The sequence below is a fragment of the Bradyrhizobium sp. AUGA SZCCT0176 genome (genome assembly GCF_018130145.1).
Taxonomy (GTDB): Bacteria; Pseudomonadota; Alphaproteobacteria; order Rhizobiales; family Xanthobacteraceae; genus Bradyrhizobium.
Genome location: NZ_JAFCMB010000003.1, coordinates 28,890 through 46,809, shown reverse-complemented (window position 1 = coordinate 46,809; position 17,920 = coordinate 28,890). Strand labels below are relative to the sequence as shown.

At 63.8% G+C, this 17,920-nt stretch carries 17 protein-coding genes and 1 pseudogene; 5 read left to right on the top strand and 13 right to left on the bottom strand.

Annotated features, from left to right (window positions below; genetic code table 11):
* The first annotated feature begins 14 nt into the window (after positions 1–14).
* Both JQ600_RS08520 and JQ600_RS08515 read left to right on the top strand, forming a co-directional pair.
* Positions 15–476: an Lrp/AsnC ligand binding domain-containing protein gene (locus tag JQ600_RS08520; RefSeq protein ID WP_212391387.1), complete on the top strand. Its 462-nt coding sequence runs from the start codon at positions 15–17 to the stop codon at positions 474–476.
* Positions 477–617: 141 nt separating this feature from the next.
* A complete protein-coding gene (locus JQ600_RS08515; protein ID WP_409410650.1) occupies positions 618–1,268 on the top strand; it encodes a hypothetical protein in 651 nt (216 codons plus the stop codon).
* A 137-nt stretch (positions 1,269–1,405) separates the two neighbouring features.
* On the opposite strand, the gene JQ600_RS08510 is transcribed toward JQ600_RS08515, so the two are convergent.
* The 5 genes and pseudogenes from JQ600_RS08510 to JQ600_RS08495 form a co-directional block, all read right to left on the bottom strand.
* Positions 1,406–1,606, bottom strand: coding sequence for a cold-shock protein (locus tag JQ600_RS08510; RefSeq protein WP_027539571.1), 201 nt, complete (start codon positions 1,604–1,606; stop codon positions 1,406–1,408).
* 314 nt (positions 1,607–1,920) lie between these two features.
* Positions 1,921–2,135: pseudogene (locus JQ600_RS36765) on the bottom strand (hypothetical protein); the annotation flags it as partial.
* Between the two features lie 138 nt (positions 2,136–2,273).
* A complete protein-coding gene (locus JQ600_RS08505) occupies positions 2,274–2,534 on the bottom strand; it encodes a hypothetical protein (protein WP_212263461.1) in 261 nt (86 codons plus the stop codon).
* 464 nt (positions 2,535–2,998) lie between these two features.
* Positions 2,999–3,244 carry a hypothetical protein gene (locus JQ600_RS08500; RefSeq protein WP_212263462.1) on the bottom strand — a complete coding sequence of 82 codons (246 nt, stop codon included), beginning with the start codon at positions 3,242–3,244 and terminating at the stop codon, positions 2,999–3,001.
* Positions 3,245–3,591: 347 nt separating this feature from the next.
* Positions 3,592–5,325: an adenylate/guanylate cyclase domain-containing protein gene (locus JQ600_RS08495; protein ID WP_212489776.1), complete on the bottom strand. Its 1,734-nt coding sequence runs from the start codon at positions 5,323–5,325 to the stop codon at positions 3,592–3,594.
* A gap of 214 nt (positions 5,326–5,539) precedes the next feature.
* Between JQ600_RS08495 and JQ600_RS08490 the strand changes: the two genes are divergently transcribed.
* Positions 5,540–7,117 (top strand): glycosyltransferase family 39 protein, encoded by a 1,578-nt coding sequence (locus tag JQ600_RS08490; protein ID WP_212391432.1) that lies wholly within the window; start codon positions 5,540–5,542, stop codon positions 7,115–7,117.
* On the opposite strand, the gene JQ600_RS08485 is transcribed toward JQ600_RS08490, so the two are convergent.
* Both JQ600_RS08485 and JQ600_RS08480 read right to left on the bottom strand, forming a co-directional pair.
* The gene (locus JQ600_RS08485) at positions 7,037–8,068 is read right to left on the bottom strand and encodes a YcjF family protein (protein ID WP_212489775.1); all 1,032 of its coding nucleotides are present in this window, start codon (positions 8,066–8,068) and stop codon (positions 7,037–7,039) included. The genes JQ600_RS08490 and JQ600_RS08485 overlap by 81 nt on opposite strands.
* Positions 8,065–9,528, bottom strand: a complete 1,464-nt coding sequence (locus tag JQ600_RS08480; RefSeq protein ID WP_212391381.1) for a YcjX family protein — start codon at positions 9,526–9,528, stop codon at positions 8,065–8,067. Before JQ600_RS08480 ends, JQ600_RS08485 begins: the two co-directional genes overlap by 4 nt.
* A gap of 231 nt (positions 9,529–9,759) precedes the next feature.
* Here JQ600_RS08480 and JQ600_RS08475 point away from each other — a divergent pair, with 231 nt between their 5' ends.
* Entirely contained in the window at positions 9,760–10,554 is a 795-nt protein-coding gene (locus tag JQ600_RS08475) for an SDR family oxidoreductase (protein WP_192736602.1), read from the top strand.
* 117 nt (positions 10,555–10,671) lie between these two features.
* Here JQ600_RS08475 and mdlC read toward each other — a convergent pair whose 3' ends face one another.
* The 4 genes from mdlC to JQ600_RS08455 all read right to left on the bottom strand — a co-directional run bounded on the left by mdlC (position 10,672) and on the right by JQ600_RS08455 (position 15,585).
* Positions 10,672–12,291 carry a benzoylformate decarboxylase gene (mdlC, locus tag JQ600_RS08470; RefSeq protein WP_212489774.1) on the bottom strand — a complete coding sequence of 540 codons (1,620 nt, stop codon included), beginning with the start codon at positions 12,289–12,291 and terminating at the stop codon, positions 10,672–10,674.
* 136 nt (positions 12,292–12,427) lie between these two features.
* Positions 12,428–13,282, bottom strand: coding sequence for a MaoC family dehydratase N-terminal domain-containing protein (locus tag JQ600_RS08465; RefSeq protein WP_212263467.1), 855 nt, complete (start codon positions 13,280–13,282; stop codon positions 12,428–12,430).
* Positions 13,279–14,406, bottom strand: coding sequence for a CaiB/BaiF CoA-transferase family protein (locus JQ600_RS08460; RefSeq protein WP_212391380.1), 1,128 nt, complete (start codon positions 14,404–14,406; stop codon positions 13,279–13,281). The genes JQ600_RS08465 and JQ600_RS08460 overlap by 4 nt, the downstream gene beginning before the upstream one ends.
* Positions 14,407–14,415: 9 nt before the next feature.
* Complete coding sequence (locus JQ600_RS08455) at positions 14,416–15,585, bottom strand: acyl-CoA dehydrogenase family protein (protein ID WP_212001354.1); 1,170 nt, start codon at positions 15,583–15,585, stop codon at positions 14,416–14,418.
* Positions 15,586–15,695: 110 nt separating this feature from the next.
* Between JQ600_RS08455 and JQ600_RS08450 the strand changes: the two genes are divergently transcribed.
* Positions 15,696–16,619 carry a LysR substrate-binding domain-containing protein gene (locus JQ600_RS08450; protein ID WP_212391379.1) on the top strand — a complete coding sequence of 308 codons (924 nt, stop codon included), beginning with the start codon at positions 15,696–15,698 and terminating at the stop codon, positions 16,617–16,619.
* Positions 16,620–16,726: 107 nt separating this feature from the next.
* On the opposite strand, the gene JQ600_RS08445 is transcribed toward JQ600_RS08450, so the two are convergent.
* Together JQ600_RS08445 and JQ600_RS08440 are read right to left on the bottom strand one after the other, a co-directional pair.
* Complete coding sequence (locus JQ600_RS08445; RefSeq protein ID WP_212391378.1) at positions 16,727–17,317, bottom strand: thiamine pyrophosphate-dependent enzyme; 591 nt, start codon at positions 17,315–17,317, stop codon at positions 16,727–16,729.
* Complete coding sequence (locus JQ600_RS08440; protein WP_212263471.1) at positions 17,317–17,883, bottom strand: thiamine pyrophosphate-binding protein; 567 nt, start codon at positions 17,881–17,883, stop codon at positions 17,317–17,319. The genes JQ600_RS08445 and JQ600_RS08440 overlap by 1 nt, the downstream gene beginning before the upstream one ends.
* Positions 17,884–17,920: the final 37 nt, after the last annotated feature.

The following is a 17,920-nucleotide window of genomic DNA, read 5'->3' as shown; positions in this document are numbered from 1 at the left end:
TAGCCGGATAAACGATGGATATAGACAAGATTGACCGCAAAATCCTCTCTATTCTTCAAGGAGATGGCCGTATTGCGAATGTCGAACTGGCCGAGCGGATCGGGCTGTCACCGACCTCGATCGGCGAGCGCCTGAAGCGGCTGCAGCGCGATGGCTTTGTCGAGGGTTACGGCGCCCGGCTCAATCCGCATCTCCTGGGATTGGGCTTGCTGGTGTTCGTCGAAGTGATGCTCGACAAGACCACGCCCGATGTCTTCGAGCGCTTCGCTGAAGCGGTGCAATCGGCCCCCGAAGTGCTGGAATGCCATATGGTGGCGGGCGGCTTCGATTACCTGGTGAAGGCCCGTCTCGCTGACATGACGGCCTATCGGCGCTTTCTCGGCGAGACCCTGCTGGCGCTGCCGGGGGTGCGCGAAACGCGGACCTACGCCGTCATGGAAGAGGTCAAGCGCGACGCGCCGTTGCCGGTCGGGTAGCGCAAACAAAACGACCGTGACCAAAACGCACCACGCCAAAAATAGCCGTGGCCTGTTCCACAGGTGGCGGTCTTGCAACTTGGCAGCGTGAAAGGCACGCGCTAATTCTCGGGCACCGCCGTGGTTTGGATAGCAGGGATCATGAGAGACGCCGATCGAGCGTTACGCCAAACGTTTGCCCGGCTTGCGGGCGTGCTCGGCGTTGTCGGGGCGGCGTTGTCAGGCGCGCCTTCCGAAGCCGCCGAAATGAGTTCGGCGGTCGCCGACCTCTATACGTCGGTGTCGATCTATCCGCCGTCGGCGAATTCGATGACGGTCTGTTACGGCTTCGTCTGCCGGCGCCGCCAGATACTGGAGTTCACGCCGGGGGACCGCACCGCGCTGACGCAGATCATGGCTGCGGGCCGTGCGTCGGCCGTGGCCGAACGCGCGGCGGTGCAGAAGGCCGTGGTGTGGTTCGACCGCCGTATGGGACCGATCCTCGGCACCAATAAGCGCGTGGCGAAAGCGGATTTCCGCTACTTCGACGACAAGCACAATTACGATTGCTGGGACACCACCCGCAATACCACCAGCCTGTTACTGGTGCTGCGGGATTGGGGGCTGCTGAAGCATCATGCGATCGGTGATCCCCGCTATCGCGGCAATACGCTGGTGCTGCAGACACCGCACAACACCGCCGTGCTGGTCGATCGCGCAACCAAGGCCGAATGGGTCGTCGACCTCTGGCCGCGAGGCTATCTGCAGCCTCCGGACGTCATGCCGGTCGAGAAATGGGTGAAGGAAGATTGAGCGGCCGGTCGGCCCAAAGAGAGTACGAGCAACTACGGTGCTCGCTCCGCCGAACGCTCACAGTTTTTTGAGAGTTTTTTCAAGCCCGGCTCCCGGATTACTTCCGAGAGCGCGCCGTTGCCGATCGCGCGGTAGCGCTAAACCTTGAGGTTTTCGGCCGAAGTCTTGCCGCGATTGGCAATCTCTTCGTATTCAACCGTCTGCCCTTCGTTAAGCGTCGAAAGCCCAGCTTTCTCAACTGCCGAAATGTGAACGAAAACGTCCTTGCCGCCGTTGCTGGGCTGGATAAATCCATAACCCTTGGTCGGGTTGAACCACTTCACCGTACCTTTAGCCATTCACGTCGTCTCCGCGGAATCAAAAAAATATCCGAGCCGCCGGTCCCCGCACATACCGGGCATGCCCGAGACTTCAGGATACGCGGGTTGTGGCGGACTGGGTAGCGCAAAACGGCACCACGGATTCCGCAAAAATCCGCCATATCGCACCGTATTTCCGCCGTTTTGCCCGTTTCGCGCTCATTTGACGCGGCGAAATCGTGGCCGGCGCCAGCGTCGTCGATGGGAGGATTGACCAGATATCCTCCCTCGCCTGGCGTGCGGGGGAGGGGTTGTTCACAAAATAGACGCGCCGAGCGGGGGCATCCGCGCCTTCATCCGCCGCTCGTTTTTGTAGTTCGCGATGAGACATCCGCATCGTCAATCGGTGCGCCATAGACCTTGATCATCCTGGTCACTTCGGCCGCCCAAATATCCTTCTTGAATTTCTCGCCGTGCGGCGGCGTCTTGATGTAGTCGGCGGAATGACAGCGGTGCAATTGTTCTGCACAAATTCGCGTTCGACGCCGGGCTTGAACGCGGCGGTCTCAACGACGTTGCGCGAATAGCCAGCCGGATTCCGGATCTGCGTCATCGGTTGCACCTCCTTCTCACATTTACATTGCAACAACAGAAAACCCCGGTCGCGCTGGGCGACCGGGGTTTCTGAACCGAACTTGTGGTTCGATTAGTAGCAGACGTTGACGGTGCGGAACACAACGCCATACGGGGTGTACACGCGGCGGCTCACGTAGCAGCCGTCGTAACCGCCGCCGACGTATCCGACGTTGAAGCCGAAGCCATGGTGGTGGTGGCCGTGGTGGTGATGGCCATGGTGGTGATGGAAGTTCGGCCAGTGCACCGGCTTCGCCGAAGCGGCGGTCGGAGCCAGCGCGATGGTGCCGAGGGTGGCGGCGGCAGCGATAGCGAGAGTAACTTTACGAAGCATGGTCTTTCTCCTTGAGTGAAGCGCGGTCGACATCTTGTCTTGGCGCGGGTTGATCGTTCAGGTTTCAGTCTTACCCATCGCCCATCAGTCGTGCGTGCGAGAAAACCGGTTCGAGAAAGCCGCATTACATTGCGGACAACTACCTGAATGGCTGTTCAGATGTGAAATGGATCACAAAACGGAAAGCCGCGATGGGCTAGGCGGCTCGGTTTGCGCCGGATTTCACGTCGTTAACGGGAGCGATGTGTGGAACGGCGAAAAGGCATTTTCGTCATTGCGAGGAGCGAAGCGACGAAGCAATCCATTCTTTTATTGCGCAGCAAGATGGATTGCTTCGCGAAGCCTGTCATCGGGCGCGCATTCGCGCGACCCGTTGGCTCGCAATGACGTCTGAACAGCACCCACAACAGAAAACCCCGGCCGCGCTGGGCGACCGGGGTTTCTGAACCGAACGAGTGGTTCGATTAGTAGCAGACGTTGACGGTGCGGAGGACAACGCCGTACGGGGTGAACACCCGGCGGGTCACGTAGCAGCCGTCATAACCGCCACCGATGAAGCCGACGCGGAAGCCGTGACCGTGGCCCCAGTGACCGTGGTGGTGGTGATGGTGGTGATGCGGCCAAAACCCTCCCGCCGAAGCGGTGGTGGGAGCCAGCGCCATAACACCGAGGGAAGTGGCGGCGGCGAGAGCGAGAGCAACTTTACGCATGGTCTTTCTCCTTCAATGATGCGCGTTCGACATCTTGTCCTGGCGCGGGTTGATCGTTTCAGTTTCAGTCTGGGTTTCAGTTTCAGTCTGACCCATCGCCTATCAGTCGTACGCGCCAAAAAGCGGGTTCGAGAAAACTGCGTCTCGATCGGGCAGAATTTTCTGAATGCCTGTTCAGGGAGAGGTTGCGCGAATGGAATGGTAGGGTGGGCAAAGCCGGCGGGTCGCGCGAATGCGCGCCCGATGACAGGCTCCGCGTGCCCACCATCCTTGTGGCATTCGTGCAAGAGAATGGTGGGCACGGGGCAAGTGCGCTGCCCACCCTGCGACTTCGGCTGACGCCGCCGTCACGCCGCGGCGGCGTTCTCGTCGACCAGCGCCGTCAACTCCCTCGCATCCGACACGCGGCGCACGATCATCGGCTCGTTGCGGCCGCGGATCTCGACTTCATGTTGCGGCAGCGCGTCGGCGGACAGGCCTGCGGCGGCGCGGACCTCGTCCGAGATCACCACCTCGCAGGAAAGGCTCTTGGTCATGTCCTGCAGGCGCGCGGCGACATTGACGGGATCGCCGAGCGCGGTGAACACCATATGGTCGCGGTAGCCGATGTCGCCGACGATCACCTCGCCGCCATTGATGCCGATGCCGAAACGGATCGGTTCGCGCAGATCATGTTCCAGAAACCTGTTCACCTCGTCGACATTGGCGGCGATCATGGCGGCGGCCCGCAGCGCCTGCCGGCAGGCCTCCTGTCGGCTGGTGGCAAGCCCGAACAGCGCCAGCATGCCGTCGCCGACGAACTGGTTCGGCCGGCCGCCGCTTTCGATCACCGCCTGCGATACCGCGCCGAGGAATCGATTGACGATGAAGACGGTGTCGAAGGGCAGGCGTTTTTCCGCAAGCTTGGTCGAGCCGCGCATGTCCACGAACATGCTGACGAGATAACGCTCCTGGCCGATCCGCGTCGGACTGGACGACGGTGCGTCGGCCGACATGGTGTGCGGCAGGAAGAGCTGGAAGAAGGAGAGGTCGTTTGCCGGCCGCAACTGACAGGCGAGGCGGATCGACGGATCCGACGTGCCGACGCGGCCGAGCACGAAGGCCTCGCGCTGCGAGGGTTCGGGCAGGTCGTGGTGGTCGCCGATGATGCGGATACGGCAGGTGGAGCAGCGCGCGCGGCCGCCGCACACGCTGGCATGGGGCACGTTGTGGCGCAGGCTGGCCTCGAGCACGCTGAGACCCTTCGGCACCCGGATCGTTCGGCCGTTGCCATAGGACAGGTTGATCATGCCGCCACGGCGCTCGTGGATGGCACGCGCGCCTTTTGCCAGCAGGGCAACAATGAGCAGTCCCCAATAGCCGATCAGAAGATAGTTTGTGATATCGTTCAACACGGCCTTTTCAGCCGATGTCCCCGTCTGGGATGGTTTGAGATTCTCCGCCCGCCATTCGACGCTGTCGCTGTCGACGACGATGCGTCCGCCCTGGTAGAGGCCGAGCATGGCAAGCGTCGGAATCAGCACCGCTGACGCCAGCAGATAGGGCGCGGCGGTCTTGTAGAACGCCTTCATGCGCAGCCACAGATACAGACCGATGCAGCCGTGCGTCCAGGAGATCACCAGAACCGCAAACAGCAGCCACATTTTGAGCGGCGGCCATGAGATCCAGTACGCAAAGAACACCTGCGGGTAGAGTATTTCGAGACCGTACAGCGAATAGCCGAGCCGCACGCCGATCACGTGGGTGATGATCATCGCGGGAATGCTGAGGCCCAGCACAAGCTGCAGCGGCTCGATTGCTTTCCAGCGGAATTGCCGGCGCTCGTACAGCGCCCAGATGCCGAGCCCGGTGTGAATGAGGCAGGCCGCATAGAACACCAGCGTGACCGGCAGAGAATGCCAGAACAGCGTGTGCCAGTAGACGCCGCTGGCCAGGGCCTCCATCGAGATATTGCCGAGCGCGTGGTTGACGAAATGGCTGACCAGATAGGCAAACAGCACCACGCCGCTGGCCAGACGGATTTGCCGCAGGCTGGTGCCGCGCAGGGCGGCTGTGATTTGTTTACGGGACAGGGAGGCCATGCGGTCCATCAGTGAAGCTGTCGGCGACAATATTGCCTTATTCGCTTGGTGAACACCCTGCAACGTGGTCCCGGCAATCACCTTTTCCGCCGCGAAACGTTGACACCCCCTCGGGAGTCGAAGAAAAAGCGCCGTGACGAACGCCCCCGACAACAGCAACAAACCGGATAGCGCCGGCCGGCCATGGCTTGCCGTGGTGGCGTTGATCGCCGCGATGACGGCGATGCGGCTGATCTATGCCGGGGTAATCGAGCTGCGCACCGACGAGGCCTATTACTGGACCTGGTCGAAGGAGAGCGCGCTGGCCTTTCTCGACCATCCGCCCGGGATTGCCTGGCTGATTCGATCAGGCACTGCGATTTTCGGCGACACCAATCTCGGCGTGCGGTTCGGCGGCATCGTCGCGATGCTGATCACGCAGCTGCTGCTTGCCGATATCGTCCGTCGCGTCACCCGTGATTTTCGCGCCATCGTGTTCGCCCTGCTGATGCCGGAGGCCGCGCTTTACTACGGGCTGCTGATGGCGAAGGTGGCGCCCGATACGGCGATGATCCCGCTCGCGGTCGCGATGCTGTGGTCGCTGGTCCGGCTCCATGAAAGCGGCAATGCGCGCTGGTGGCTCGTCGCCGGGCTGTTCGCCGGCCTGGCGATGCTGTCGAAATTCACCGTGATCATGCTGCTGCCCGCAGTGCTGGCGTTTGCGCTGGTGCCGGACTGGCGGCGGCGCTGGCTGCTCAGTCCCTATCCGTGGGCAGCGGCGCTGATTGCATTGATCATGTTCGCGCCGGTGCTGATCTGGAACTACCAGCACGACTGGGCCTCGTTCCGCTTCCAGTTCGTGCGCGCGGTCGCGACCCATCAATGGTCACTCCGCACCGTCGGCGATTATCTCGGCCTGCAGTTCGGCCTCGTCGGCTTCGTGCTGTTGCCGGTGGTGCTGTCGGGCGTGGCGCTGACGGCGTGGCGCGGCTATCGCCATCGCGAGCCGGTCGCGATCCTGCTCTCGACTGCTGTCATCGTGCCGTTCGGCTACTTCTTCTGGAAGTCGCTGACATTGCGCGTCGGCGATACCTGGCCGATGTTTCTGTGGCCGGCCGGATTTGCCGCCACTGCCATCAACATCGCGATGCTGCCGCGCGAGGGCTGGCCGGAATGGATGATCACATCCACCGTCAAATGGGCGAGGGTCGCGGTGATATCCGGCATCGCCTTCGTCGTCGGCGTGTTCTTCTATTATGTCGCGGTCCCCTGGAACCTGATCGGCCGCGCCGATCCGGTCGGCGGCGAGGCCGGCTATCAGCAGGTGGTGGCGCGCGCCCAGGATCAGTTGCAGAGGACCGGCGCGACCTGGATCGCCACGACGGACTATCGCACCTACGCGATGCTGCGCTGGTATTTCAACGGCCGCGTGCCGGTTATTCAAATCAACGAGCGCGGCAGGTTTCAGGGCTTTAGCGATCCCGGCATGAATCTGATCCGGGATCACGCCGGCCTCTACGTCGCGCGCGAGCCGGACAACCGCCTGCCGATCTGGGATCTCACGTCAGCCAAGCGGCAGCCGCTCGAACGGGTCGAGCGCAGCTGGCGCGGCGTGGTGATGGATACCTATGCGCTGGAGAAGCTGACCGGCTGGACGCCCGAACTCTCGCCGCCGCCGGACACGCCGCTGTTCCGCTGGCGCGTACTGGCCGGCAACGCACAGCCGGAGATGTCACTCCTCGCCGTCGCGCTTGCGCAAAAGGTCTTTGGCGAGATCGCCGAGTGCGGGCCGCGGCAGCGCGGTGAAGGGTAGCGGCCGTGTCACGTCGATGGCGGCGAGGCCGAGCCGGGCGGTGAGCAGCCCGTTGAGCACGCCTTCGCCGAGCCGCTGCGAAAGTTTGGCCGCGATGCCATGGCCGAGCATCTGCTGCACCAGGCTGTCGCCAATCGCCATGCCGCCGGTGACGGCGAGGTGGCCGATCACATGGCGCAGCAGGCTGAGCATGCCGAGCGTTCCCGGCCGGCCGCCATAGAGCCGCGCCAATTGCCGGATCAGCCGCATGGCGGCGACGAACACGAACAGCACGTCGATCAGCGCGCGCGGGCTGACCGCTGTCACGACCGAGACGCGTTGCGCCGCCGTGGAGACCAGCCGCCGCGCCTCCTCGTCGAGCGGCGCCATCAATTCGCGCTCGGCCAGCTTGATCATGTCGGCGCCGTCGATGATGTCGTCAGCGTGACCCACCAGCGTGGCGCGGGCGCGCGCCAGTTGCGGGTTCTGATGCGCGAGCTTCAAGAGGTCATTGACGATGGCGCGGCTGGCGGCGCGATCGTCGCTGAGCAACACTTCGGCGGCGCGCTGGTGCAGCTTCTCGATGGCGGCAAGCCTCGCCAGCCCGAACGCTTCGCGCGCGATCACAACCGTCAGCGCCAGCGCCGCGGCGACGGCAAACGCCAGCGCGACGTAACCCATTGTCTGGCTGCGCGCGAACAGATCCTCGATCAGGTTGACAACGCCGAGCCCGAGGCCGAGCAACACCAGCCCGCCGGTGGCGGTCCAGAACAGCGTGCCCCAGCGGAAGCCGCGCCTGGCCGGGACCAGCGGCCTGTCGATCGGCACCGGCAACTGCGCAGGGTCGGGCTCCGGCGTGATGTGCACCGTGCCGCGCGCGGGGCGGCTGGCATCATCCGGATCCATCACGATCACGCCGGGATCGTCGAGCTTGAACGTCGCCGGCCGCCGATGGGGCGTCTTCTCGCTCATTGCAGTTTGTCTCCGATCAGGAACTGGAGGGCGCGGTCAAGGCGGATGTGAGGCAGAGCCGGCTCTTCGCCGCCTTCGCGCTGCAACAGCGGCGGCCGGAAGCGCAGGAAGCGATAATCGGCCTTTTCGGAAGGCGTGCTGGAGAGGCCGCGGAACGTGCCTTTGAAAAGTTCCTCGGGATCGATGGGCAGGTCACCCGGAAAGGTCGCGACCTCCGTTTCGCCGTCGAACGTATCACCATTGGCGACTTCACCTGATGCCGGCGTACCCAGTAGCGAGGGCAGTTTTTCCCGGCCGCGCGCCACCATCGCCTCGCGGGTGGCGCGCACCGCGGCCAATGCCACGACGTCGATGGACGCTCCGGCATATTCGGCGCGGTCGGCCGCCTTGGCGACGGCACGGCGCAATATGGCCTCCAGCCGGTCATGGCTGGAATGATGCAAATGATCGGCCTTGGTCGCGGCAAACAGGATGCGATCGATCCGCGGCCGGAACAGATTGCTCAGAATCGTGCTGCGGCCGATCCGGAAGCAATCGAGGATGCCGGCGAGCGCGGCTTCGAGATCGTGCAGCGCTTCCGGTCCGGCGTTGAACGCCGCGAGCGCGTCGACCAGCACGATCTGGCGATCGAGCCGCGCGAAATGATCGCGGAAGAACGGCCGCACCACGACATCCTTGTAGGCCTCGTAACGCCGCCGCATCATTGCCCACAGCGAACCGTCGGGCGCGGTGCCGTCGGTTGGCACGTCGAGCGGCGCGAAGGTCAGCGCCGGCGAGCCTGCAAGATTGCCCGGCATCAGGAAGCGTCCGGGCGGCAGCAGGCTCATCGCGAAGCGCTCGTCGCGGCAGGCGCGCAAATAATCGGTGAACAGCTTCGCCGCCATGCGCGCCGCGGGTTCGTCCTCGCGGGCCTCGGCGGTCAGCGTCGCCAGATGCTCGTGCCAGGGCGTGGCGAGCTTTTCGCGCGGGCCTTCGCGTGAGAGCGCAAGGCTCTCGGCCGACCATTGCTCGAAACTCTTGTTGAGCAGCGGCAGGTCGAGCAGCCATTCGCCGGGATAGTCGACGATATCAAGCGTCAGCGTGCGATCGGCGCCGTTCTGGCGCTGATAGTCCATCACCAGTCGTAACTCGCTGATGTCGACGGTGGATGCCGGCCAGCGCCGCTCCTCGATCAGGGTGCGGACGTGGTTCTCGTAATCGAAGCGCGGCACCGCGTCATCGGGCTGCGGCTCGAGCCGGGCGCGGGCGATGCGCCCGGTCGCATACGCTTCGAACACCGGAAAACGGCCGCCGCGGGTGAGGCCGTGGATCAGCGCCGTGATGAACACGGTCTTGCCGGCGCGGGACAGGCCGGTGACGCCGAGCCGCACCGTCGGATGGAAGAAGCTGTCGCCGTAATCCAACAGCGCCCGCGCCGACAACCGCGCTTCCTCGACGATATCCTGAAAACTGGGGGCCATGCGTCGTGGAGGGCTCGATGAGAGGGCAATGAGACATTGGGCGGGCGATCACCCGCAAAAGTGGCGATTGGCGGGCCAAAATCAAGCTTCAGTTGCGATGGCGGCCGAGGGATCGGACAGCGCATTGACGATCCTGGGGGCACGTTTTATCGCTCCGTGACAATTTTCCGGGCGAGGCTTACGTTTCCGATCCGGGTTCAGTTGAAAACAGTAATCAAGGGGAGAACGGCCATGCAGGTGACCGGAAAAGTCGTGGTTGTCACCGGCGGCGCCAGCGGCATCGGCCGGGCGCTGTGCGAAGCCTTCCACCGTGCGGGCGCGGCCAAGGTCGTGGTCGCCGACATCAATCCGGACGGCGCGCGAACCGTCGCCACCCCGATCAATGGTGCGGCCTTCAAATGCGATGTCGGCAAGGAAAAGGATGTCCTGCACGTCATCGAGGAGACCGAGAAGCAATTCGGCCCGATCGCGTTGTTCTGTTCCAATGCCGGAATCGGCGGCGGCTTCGATCCGCTATCCACCAACGCGGGCGGAACTTCGGACGAGCCCTGGTCACGAAGCTGGGCGGTTCACGTCATGGCGCATGTCTATGCCGCGCGGCACCTGATCCCGCGCATGAAGGCGCGCGGCGGTGGCTATTTCCTCAACACGATTTCAGCGGCGGGACTGCTGTCGCAGGTCGGCAGCCCGGCCTATTCGACCACCAAACATGCGGCCGTGGGCTTTGCGGAAAATCTCGCGATCTCGCACAAGGCCGACGGCATCAAGGTTTCGATCCTGTGTCCGCAGGGCGTCGATACCGCGATGCTGAGGTCGATTCCAAAAGGCCCGCAATCCGGCGACGGCGATCTGTCGGCCGAACAGGTGGCGCAGGATGTACTCGCGGGCCTGGAGCAGGAAACCTTTGCGATTCTGCCGCATCCACAGGTGCTCGGTTACATGCGCAAGAAGACCGAGAATTACGATCGCTGGATATCAGGCATGGCGAAGATCCAGGCCAAGATGCGGGAAGCTTACGGGAAGTGACGGAGGTCCTCCTCCGTCATTGCGAGCGCAGCGAAGCAATCCACAGCCAAGAAAAGAAAGATGGATTGCTTCGTCGCAAGTGCTCCTCGCAATGACGCGGAGAGAGCGGGGGCCGCGTCAATCCTTCTTCGTGTAAAGCAGCGGCACCGCCGAATCCACCATCACCTCGATCAGGCTGGCACCCTCATGCGCCAGCCCGCGCTTCAGCGCAGCGCCAAGCTCCGATGCCTTGCTGACGCGCACCGCGTCGCAGCCCATGCCCTCCGCAATCTTGACGAAATCGAGGTCGGGCAGTTCGAGGCCGGGCACGTTGCGGACCTGCATCACCTGACTGAACGAGCGCATCGCGCCGTAGCCGGAATTGTTGATCACCACCACCGTCAGCGGCAGCTTGCGCTGGGCCGCGGTCCACAGCGCCTGGATCGAATACATCGCCGACCCATCACCGATCAGGCAGACGGTACGCACCTCGGGACGTCCCAGTGATATTCCGACCGCGGCGGGCAGGCTGTAGCCGAGGCCGCCGCTCGCCATGGTGTAAAAACTGTCCTGGCCGCGCATCGGCATGAATTTTTGCATCGCCGGGCGGTGCGACGGCGCTTCCTCGACCAGCGCGGCATCCTTGGGCATGGCGTGGAACAGCGCATCCAGCAGGAATTCGGTGGGGATCGGATCCGCGGCCAAAGGCGCGGGAAGCAGCGCGCGGCCCGCAGGGATCACGCGCTGCGTTTCGGGCAACAGTTCCAGCAGCATCGTCAGCGCCGGCTTCATCGTCGCGACGATACTGGTGCCTGACGGCGTCACCGCCGCCGCGGTCGGATCGTCGGTGATCTGGAAGATCGTGGTGGCGCCATCGAAGATCGCGGCGTGGCCTTCGACATGGAAGGTGAAAATTGGCGCGCCGATCACGACCACGAGGTCGTGGTCGCGCAGCGCGTCGGAAACCTGTCCCGGCGAGGCATGCAAAAAGCCCGCGAATTGCGGATGACGCTCCGGAAACGAACAGCGCGCCGAGAACGGGCTGACCCACACCGCGGCGCGGGCTTTCTCTGCCACGCGCACCATCAGGTCGACGGCCTCCGCGCGATCGACGCTGGGGCCAACGACGAGGGCAGGGCGTTTGCTGTCGTTGAGCGCTGATACCAGCGCCTTCATCGCAGCCGGATCAGGCCCGAGCTCGCGGCTGACCTGGCGCGCTTCCACCGGCTGCGTCGGCCGCGTCCAGTCGTCGACCGGCACCGAGACGAAGGTCGGTCCGCACGGCGGCTGCATCGCGACGTAATAGGCGCGCGCGATCGCGGCCGGCACGTCCTCGGGCCGCGCCGGCTCGATGCTGTACTTTACATAAGGCTGCGGAAATTCCGTCGCCCGTTCGGCAAACAGGAACGGCAGCAGCGGCATGATCGAGCGCGCCTGCTGGCCGGCGGTAATGACGATCGGCGTCTGGTTGCGGTAGGCGTTGAAGATGTTGCCGAGCGCATTGCCGACGCCGGCGGCGGAATGCAGGTTGACGAAGCCGGCGTTGCGGGTCGCCTGCGCATAGCCGTCGGCCATGCCGACCACGGAGGCTTCGTGCAGCCCCAGCACGTAATCGATGTCGTCAGGCCAGTCGCTCAGGAACGGCAATTCCGTCGAGCCGGGATTGCCGAACACTTTTTTCACGCCGAACGCCCGCAGCAGGTTGAAGGTGGCGTCCTTGACGGTGGTCGATTTGGTCTTGGAAGAATTTTGAGACAACGTCGGGCCCTCAGAAAGGGAAACCGTCATTCCGGGATGGTCCGCAGGACCAGACCCGGAATCTCGAGATTCCCCGGTGCGCAATCGCGCACCTGCGGTTCGATGCTTTGCATCGCCCCGGAATGACGTCAACCCTTCACCACGTCGCCGTACCCTTCATGGTCGGCTGGCCGTCCGAATTGGCGGTCCACAGTTCCAGGCCGGCGCCGGTGTCGTTGGCATTGACCGAGAACTCGCTGCCTTCGAACAGCGGCTGCACGCCGCGATAGCCAAGTTTCTTCGGCGCCGCGCCGCCGTGCAGTTTGGCGGCGAACTCCACGATCAGGGCCGCCTGCAGCGGACCGTGGAACACCAGCCCCGGATAGCCCTCGACCTTGGTGACGTAGTCGCGGTCGTAATGGATGCGGTGGCCGTTGAAGGTCAGCGCCGAATAGCGGAACAGCAGCACGGGGTCGGCCATGTGGCTTTCGCGGTGCTTTGCAACGGGTGGCGGCGGGGCCGGCTTGCCGGAAGCCGCCGGCGGCGTGCTCGACATGTCGCGATAGACGATGTCCTGGCGCTCGCGGATCGCGACCCCGCGCGGGGTCGTGATCGTGTGCTCGACAGAGACAAAACATAACGCGCCGGTGCTGCCGGTCTTCATCGTCACGTCAGCGATGCGCGAGGTACGCTTGGCTTCATCGCCCACGCGCAACGCATCGAGAAATTCGAGCTCGCCGCCGGCCCACATCCGGCGCGGCAGCGGCACCGGCGGCAGGAAGCCGCCGCGGGTCGGATGGCCGTCCGGGCCCAGCTGCGACATCGGAAACACCGGCTGCGCCAGGCACCAATGCGTGGTCCAGGGCGCGGCGTCGCCGGTCCTGGGTTCACCGATCTCCTGAAACAGCGTCGCGCGCAAACCCTTGACGAGTTGCCCGGTGACGATGTCGGAGGCTTCGGTGGTTTTTCCGATCCAGCCGCGCAAATGATCGAGGTCGAGTTTTTCCGTCATGGCGATTTGGCCCGTGCAGCAGCTTTGGGGAGTTCGACGTGCTCGCCGATCGCGGGCACCGCGCCGTAACGCCTGTTCTCGCCGACGAAGATCGCAGCCGGCGCGGCGTAGCTCACCTTGCCCTTCGGCGTATCGACCTCGATGCGGCGCAGATGGGGATGCACGGCAAGGTCGGCCATGGTGTTGACCTCGGCAAAGGCGATGTCGGCGTCCGCCAGCCGCTTCAGGAGATCGACGCGATCCATCGTGGCAAAGCTGTCGGCCACGATCTGGTCGGTGACGGCGCGGTTCCTGACGCGTTCGACCATGTTGGCCAGGCGAGGATCATTGGGCAGATCGGGTTGGTCCAGCACCTCGGCGCAGAGTTTCTTCCACTCGCGCTCGCTCTGGATCGAGATCAGGATGCCCTTGCCGTCCTTGGACTGGAATACGCCGTAGGGCGCAATGGAAGGATGCGCCAGCGCCATCCGCTTCGGCGGATTGCCGGCTTCCGAATTGATCAGCGGCACCGCCATCCAGTCGGCCATCACGTCGAACATCGAGATCCGGATATCGGCGCCCTTTCCGGTACGGCCGCGTGCGATCAGTGCCTCAAGGATCGTAGCATGCGCGGTGGCGCCGGTCGCGATATCGACGACGGAAATGCCGACGCGGGACGGGCCTTCCGGCCCGCCGGTAATCGAGGCGAGACCGCTCTCTGCCTGGATCAGGAGGTCATAGGCCTTGCGGTCGGCATAGGGGCCGTCATCGCCATAGCCTGATATAGTGCAGCAGATCAGCGCCGGATAATCCTTGCGCAATCGCTCCAGCGAGAAGCCGAGCTTGTCCATCGAGCCGGGTTTTAGATTTTGCAACAGCACGTCGGCGCTCGCGATCAGCTCCTCCATCGCCGCACGCCCGTCCTTGGTCGCGAGATCGACGACCACGGAATTCTTGCCGCGGTTGAGCCAGACGAAATAGCTGCTCTGTCCCTTCGCCGCGGCGTCATAGCCGCGGGCAAAATCACCCTCGGGGCGTTCCACCTTGATGACATGGGCGCCGGCATCCGCCAGCCGCGAGCTGCAAAACGGCGCGGCGACCGCCTGTTCGACGGCGACGACGATCAATCCCTCTAACGGCAGCATTATGTGTTCTCAGTAGGAGCGGGGCATGCCGAGCACGTGCTCGGATACGAAGGACAGGATGAGATTGGTCGAGATCGGCGCGACCTGATAGAGCCGCGTCTCGCGGAATTTGCGCTCGACGTCGTATTCTTCGGCGAATGCAAAGCCGCCATGGGTCTGCACGCAGGCATTGGCGGCTTCCCAGGAAGCGTCGGCCGCCAGCATCTTGGCCATGTTGGCCTCGGCGCCGCAATCGAGCCCGGCTTCATATTTGCGGGTGGCTTCCTTCACCATCAGCTCAGCCGCGCGCATCTGCGCGTAAGCCTTGGCAATCGGGAACTGAACGCCCTGGTTCTGGCCGATCGGACGGCCGAACACCACGCGCTCCTTGGCATAGGCGGTGGCTTTGGCGATGAACCATTTGGCGTCGCCGATGCATTCCGCGGCAATCAGGATGCGTTCGGCGTTCATGCCGGACAGGATGTAGCGGAAGCCCTTGCCTTCCTCGCCGATCAGGTTTTCGGCGGGCACCCGCATGTCCGTGAAGAACACTTCCGTGGTGGCGTGGTTCATCATGGTGCGGATCGGGCGGATCTCGAGGCCGTTGCCTTTCGCTTCGCGCATGTCGACGATGAACACCGACAGACCATCGGTGCGCTTCTTGGCGTCCTCCTTCGGCGTGGTGCGCGCCAAGAGGATCATCAGGTCGGAATATTCGGCGCGGCTGGTCCAGATCTTCTGGCCGTTGACGATGTAGCCGTTGTTGCCGTCGCGTTTGGCAAAGGTCTTCAGCGAGGAGGTATCGGTGCCGCTGGTGGGTTCGGTGACGCCGAACGCCTGCAGGCGCAATTCACCGCTCGCGATCTTGGGCAGCCATTTTGCCTTCTGCTCGTCGCTGCCGTGCCGCAGCAGCGTGCCCATGGTGTACATCTGGGCGTGGCAGCCGCCACCATTGCAGCCGGCGCGCTGGATCTCTTCGAGGATCGCGGCCGCGGCCGACAGCTTCAGCCCGGCGCCGTTGTATTCCTCGGGGATCAGCACCGAGAGGTAGCCCGCCTGCGTCAACGCATCGACGAACTCGCTCGGATATTTCATCTCGCGGTCGAGCTTGCGCCAGTATTCGCCGGGGAACTGGGCGCAGAGTTTCGCGACCGCATTGCGGATATCGGCGTACTCGTCGGGTTGTTCGTGTGCGGTCATTTGAAGTGCCGTCGTTGTGATTGGGGATGGGCTTGCAGTTGTGAAACCACCGTGAAGTCCCTATGCTCAACTGTTATAGCGTATTAACTTGCATTCCAAGATTGGCAAGCATGGATTTCCGACAGCTGAGGACGTTCAGTTGCGTGGCTGAACTCGGAAGCCTCAGCAAGGCCTCCGACACGTTGCGGGTCGCGCAGCCGGCGCTCAGCCGCCAGATCAAGCTGCTCGAACACGAGCTGCGCGCCGAGCTGTTTACCCGGAACGGCCGCGGCATGGTGCTGACCGAGGCCGGCCGTCTGCTGCTGGCGCGGACCGCCGGCATCGTTCGGCAAATCGATCAAATTCGCGACGATATCCAGTCCTCCGGCGGACCACCGTCGGGACGGGTGGTGCTGGGTCTGGTTCCAACGGTGAGTTGCGTGATCTCGGCGCGGCTGGCGCGACGCACCGTCGAAAGCTATCCGGGCATCTCGCTCTGCATCGTCGAGAGCTACAGCGGACATCTGATCGAGTGGTTGCACCGCGGCCAGATGGACTTGGCCGTGATCTACGGGCCGTCGGCCGATCTGCACCTCACCGTGCAACACCTCGGCCGCGACAAGATCGTCGCCGTCGGCCCGCGCGGTTGCGGGCTGACGAAGAAGAAGCAGGTCGATATCGATTGGCTGCTGCGGCAGCGGCTGGTGTTGCCCAGTCATTCGCACGGGCTCCGGACGCTGATTGAGCATGCGGCGGCAAAGAAGAAACTGAAGCTCGATGTCCAGGTCGAGGCGGATTCTTTTCGCGTCCTGACCAGCCTGGTCGAGGAGGGCCTCGGATACGCCCTGCTGCCGCCGTCCTCGCTGCGCGCGGAAGTCGCCGACGGACGGCTGGAGGTCGCCACGATTTCCAAACCGGCGCCGATGCGCGAACTCACCATCGCGTCCCCTATCGAGCATCCCGGTTCGACCGCCATCACGCTCGTCACTGATCTGCTCCGCAAGGAGGTCGACGCCTGCCGCAAGGAAGGCCTCTGGGATATCCAGGTCGCTTGAAGCGCTAAAGTCCACTAGTAACCGAGAAGGCAGTGCGCTCCCTCTCCCGCTTGCGGGGGAGGGCTGGGGTGGGGGTCTATCCACACGACGCAATCCCCCGTCACGCCCTACGTAACCGCAAACCCCAGATTTTCCCGGAAGCGGTTTTTCAGGAACACGCCGTCGCGCGGCGGCAGCGCGCGATCGACATGGCCGGTGGCGATACGAATCCGCGCCAGCCGCGGCCCGGCGTCGATGCGCTGCAGCGTCGGCCGATAATCATTGACGCCCTTGATGTCGGTTATCTCGGTCACCGAGCGAAAGCCCGCGCCGGTCGCGATCACGTCGAGCTGGGCGCCGAGACCGGAATGGCTGACTTGCATGCCGGTCTCGCCAAAGTGGCCGTTGTCAAGAATGACGATGGTCAGATTGCCCGGAATCTTGGTCGCGATGGTCAGCAGGCTGCCGATGCCCATCAACTGCTCGCCGTCGCCGGTGATCACGGCGACCGGCCGCTTCGGCTGCGCCAGCGCAAGGCCAAGGCCGACCATGCCGGCGCCGCCCATCGCGCCCCACAGATAGAAATTACCGGGATGCTCGCCGGCATCGAACACGTCATAGGAGGCCGAGCCGAGCCCGGTCACCACAAGCAGATCCTTACGGTCGGCGAGCAGCGCCTTGACGGCCTCGCGGCGACCAAGCGTGAAATTCTGGACCATCACTTCGTCTCCGTCCACTTTTTGCGGCCGAGCATGCGCTGCGAGATCAGCACCGCGATCTGCTGGTCGCCCTCGAACGCCAGCGAACAGGCCGCCGAAATCATCTCTTCCGCGTCCTCGGGACGATCGAGCCGGAACACGGTGACGCCCATGATCTCAAACGCCTGCTGCGTCGCTTTGCCCATCGGGATTTGCCACGGATTGAACTCCGCCCATTCGCCGCGCATCGTCACCAGCGTCAGGAACGGCAGGCGGCAGCTTGCGGCGAGCGAGAACATGTTGACGCAATTGCCGACGCCGCTCGACTGCATCAACAGCACCGAGCGGTCACCGCCGAGCCAGGCGCCGGCGGATAGCGCGACGCCTTCCTCTTCGGTGGTCAAGACGGTGGTCTGGATCGCGGGATCGGCGTGCGACAGCTCGATCAGCCGGGAGTGGCCGGCATCGGGAACATAGGAGATTTGCGAGACGCCATGCGCTTTCAGCGTCTTGTAGATCTGGAGCGGCCAGCTTTGGCCGGCCTGGGTATCGTCTTTGGCGTCATCCCTGACAGCAGCATCGTTCATGGCAGCCTCGGTTCGGGGTCACGTCTCCTGCGTGACC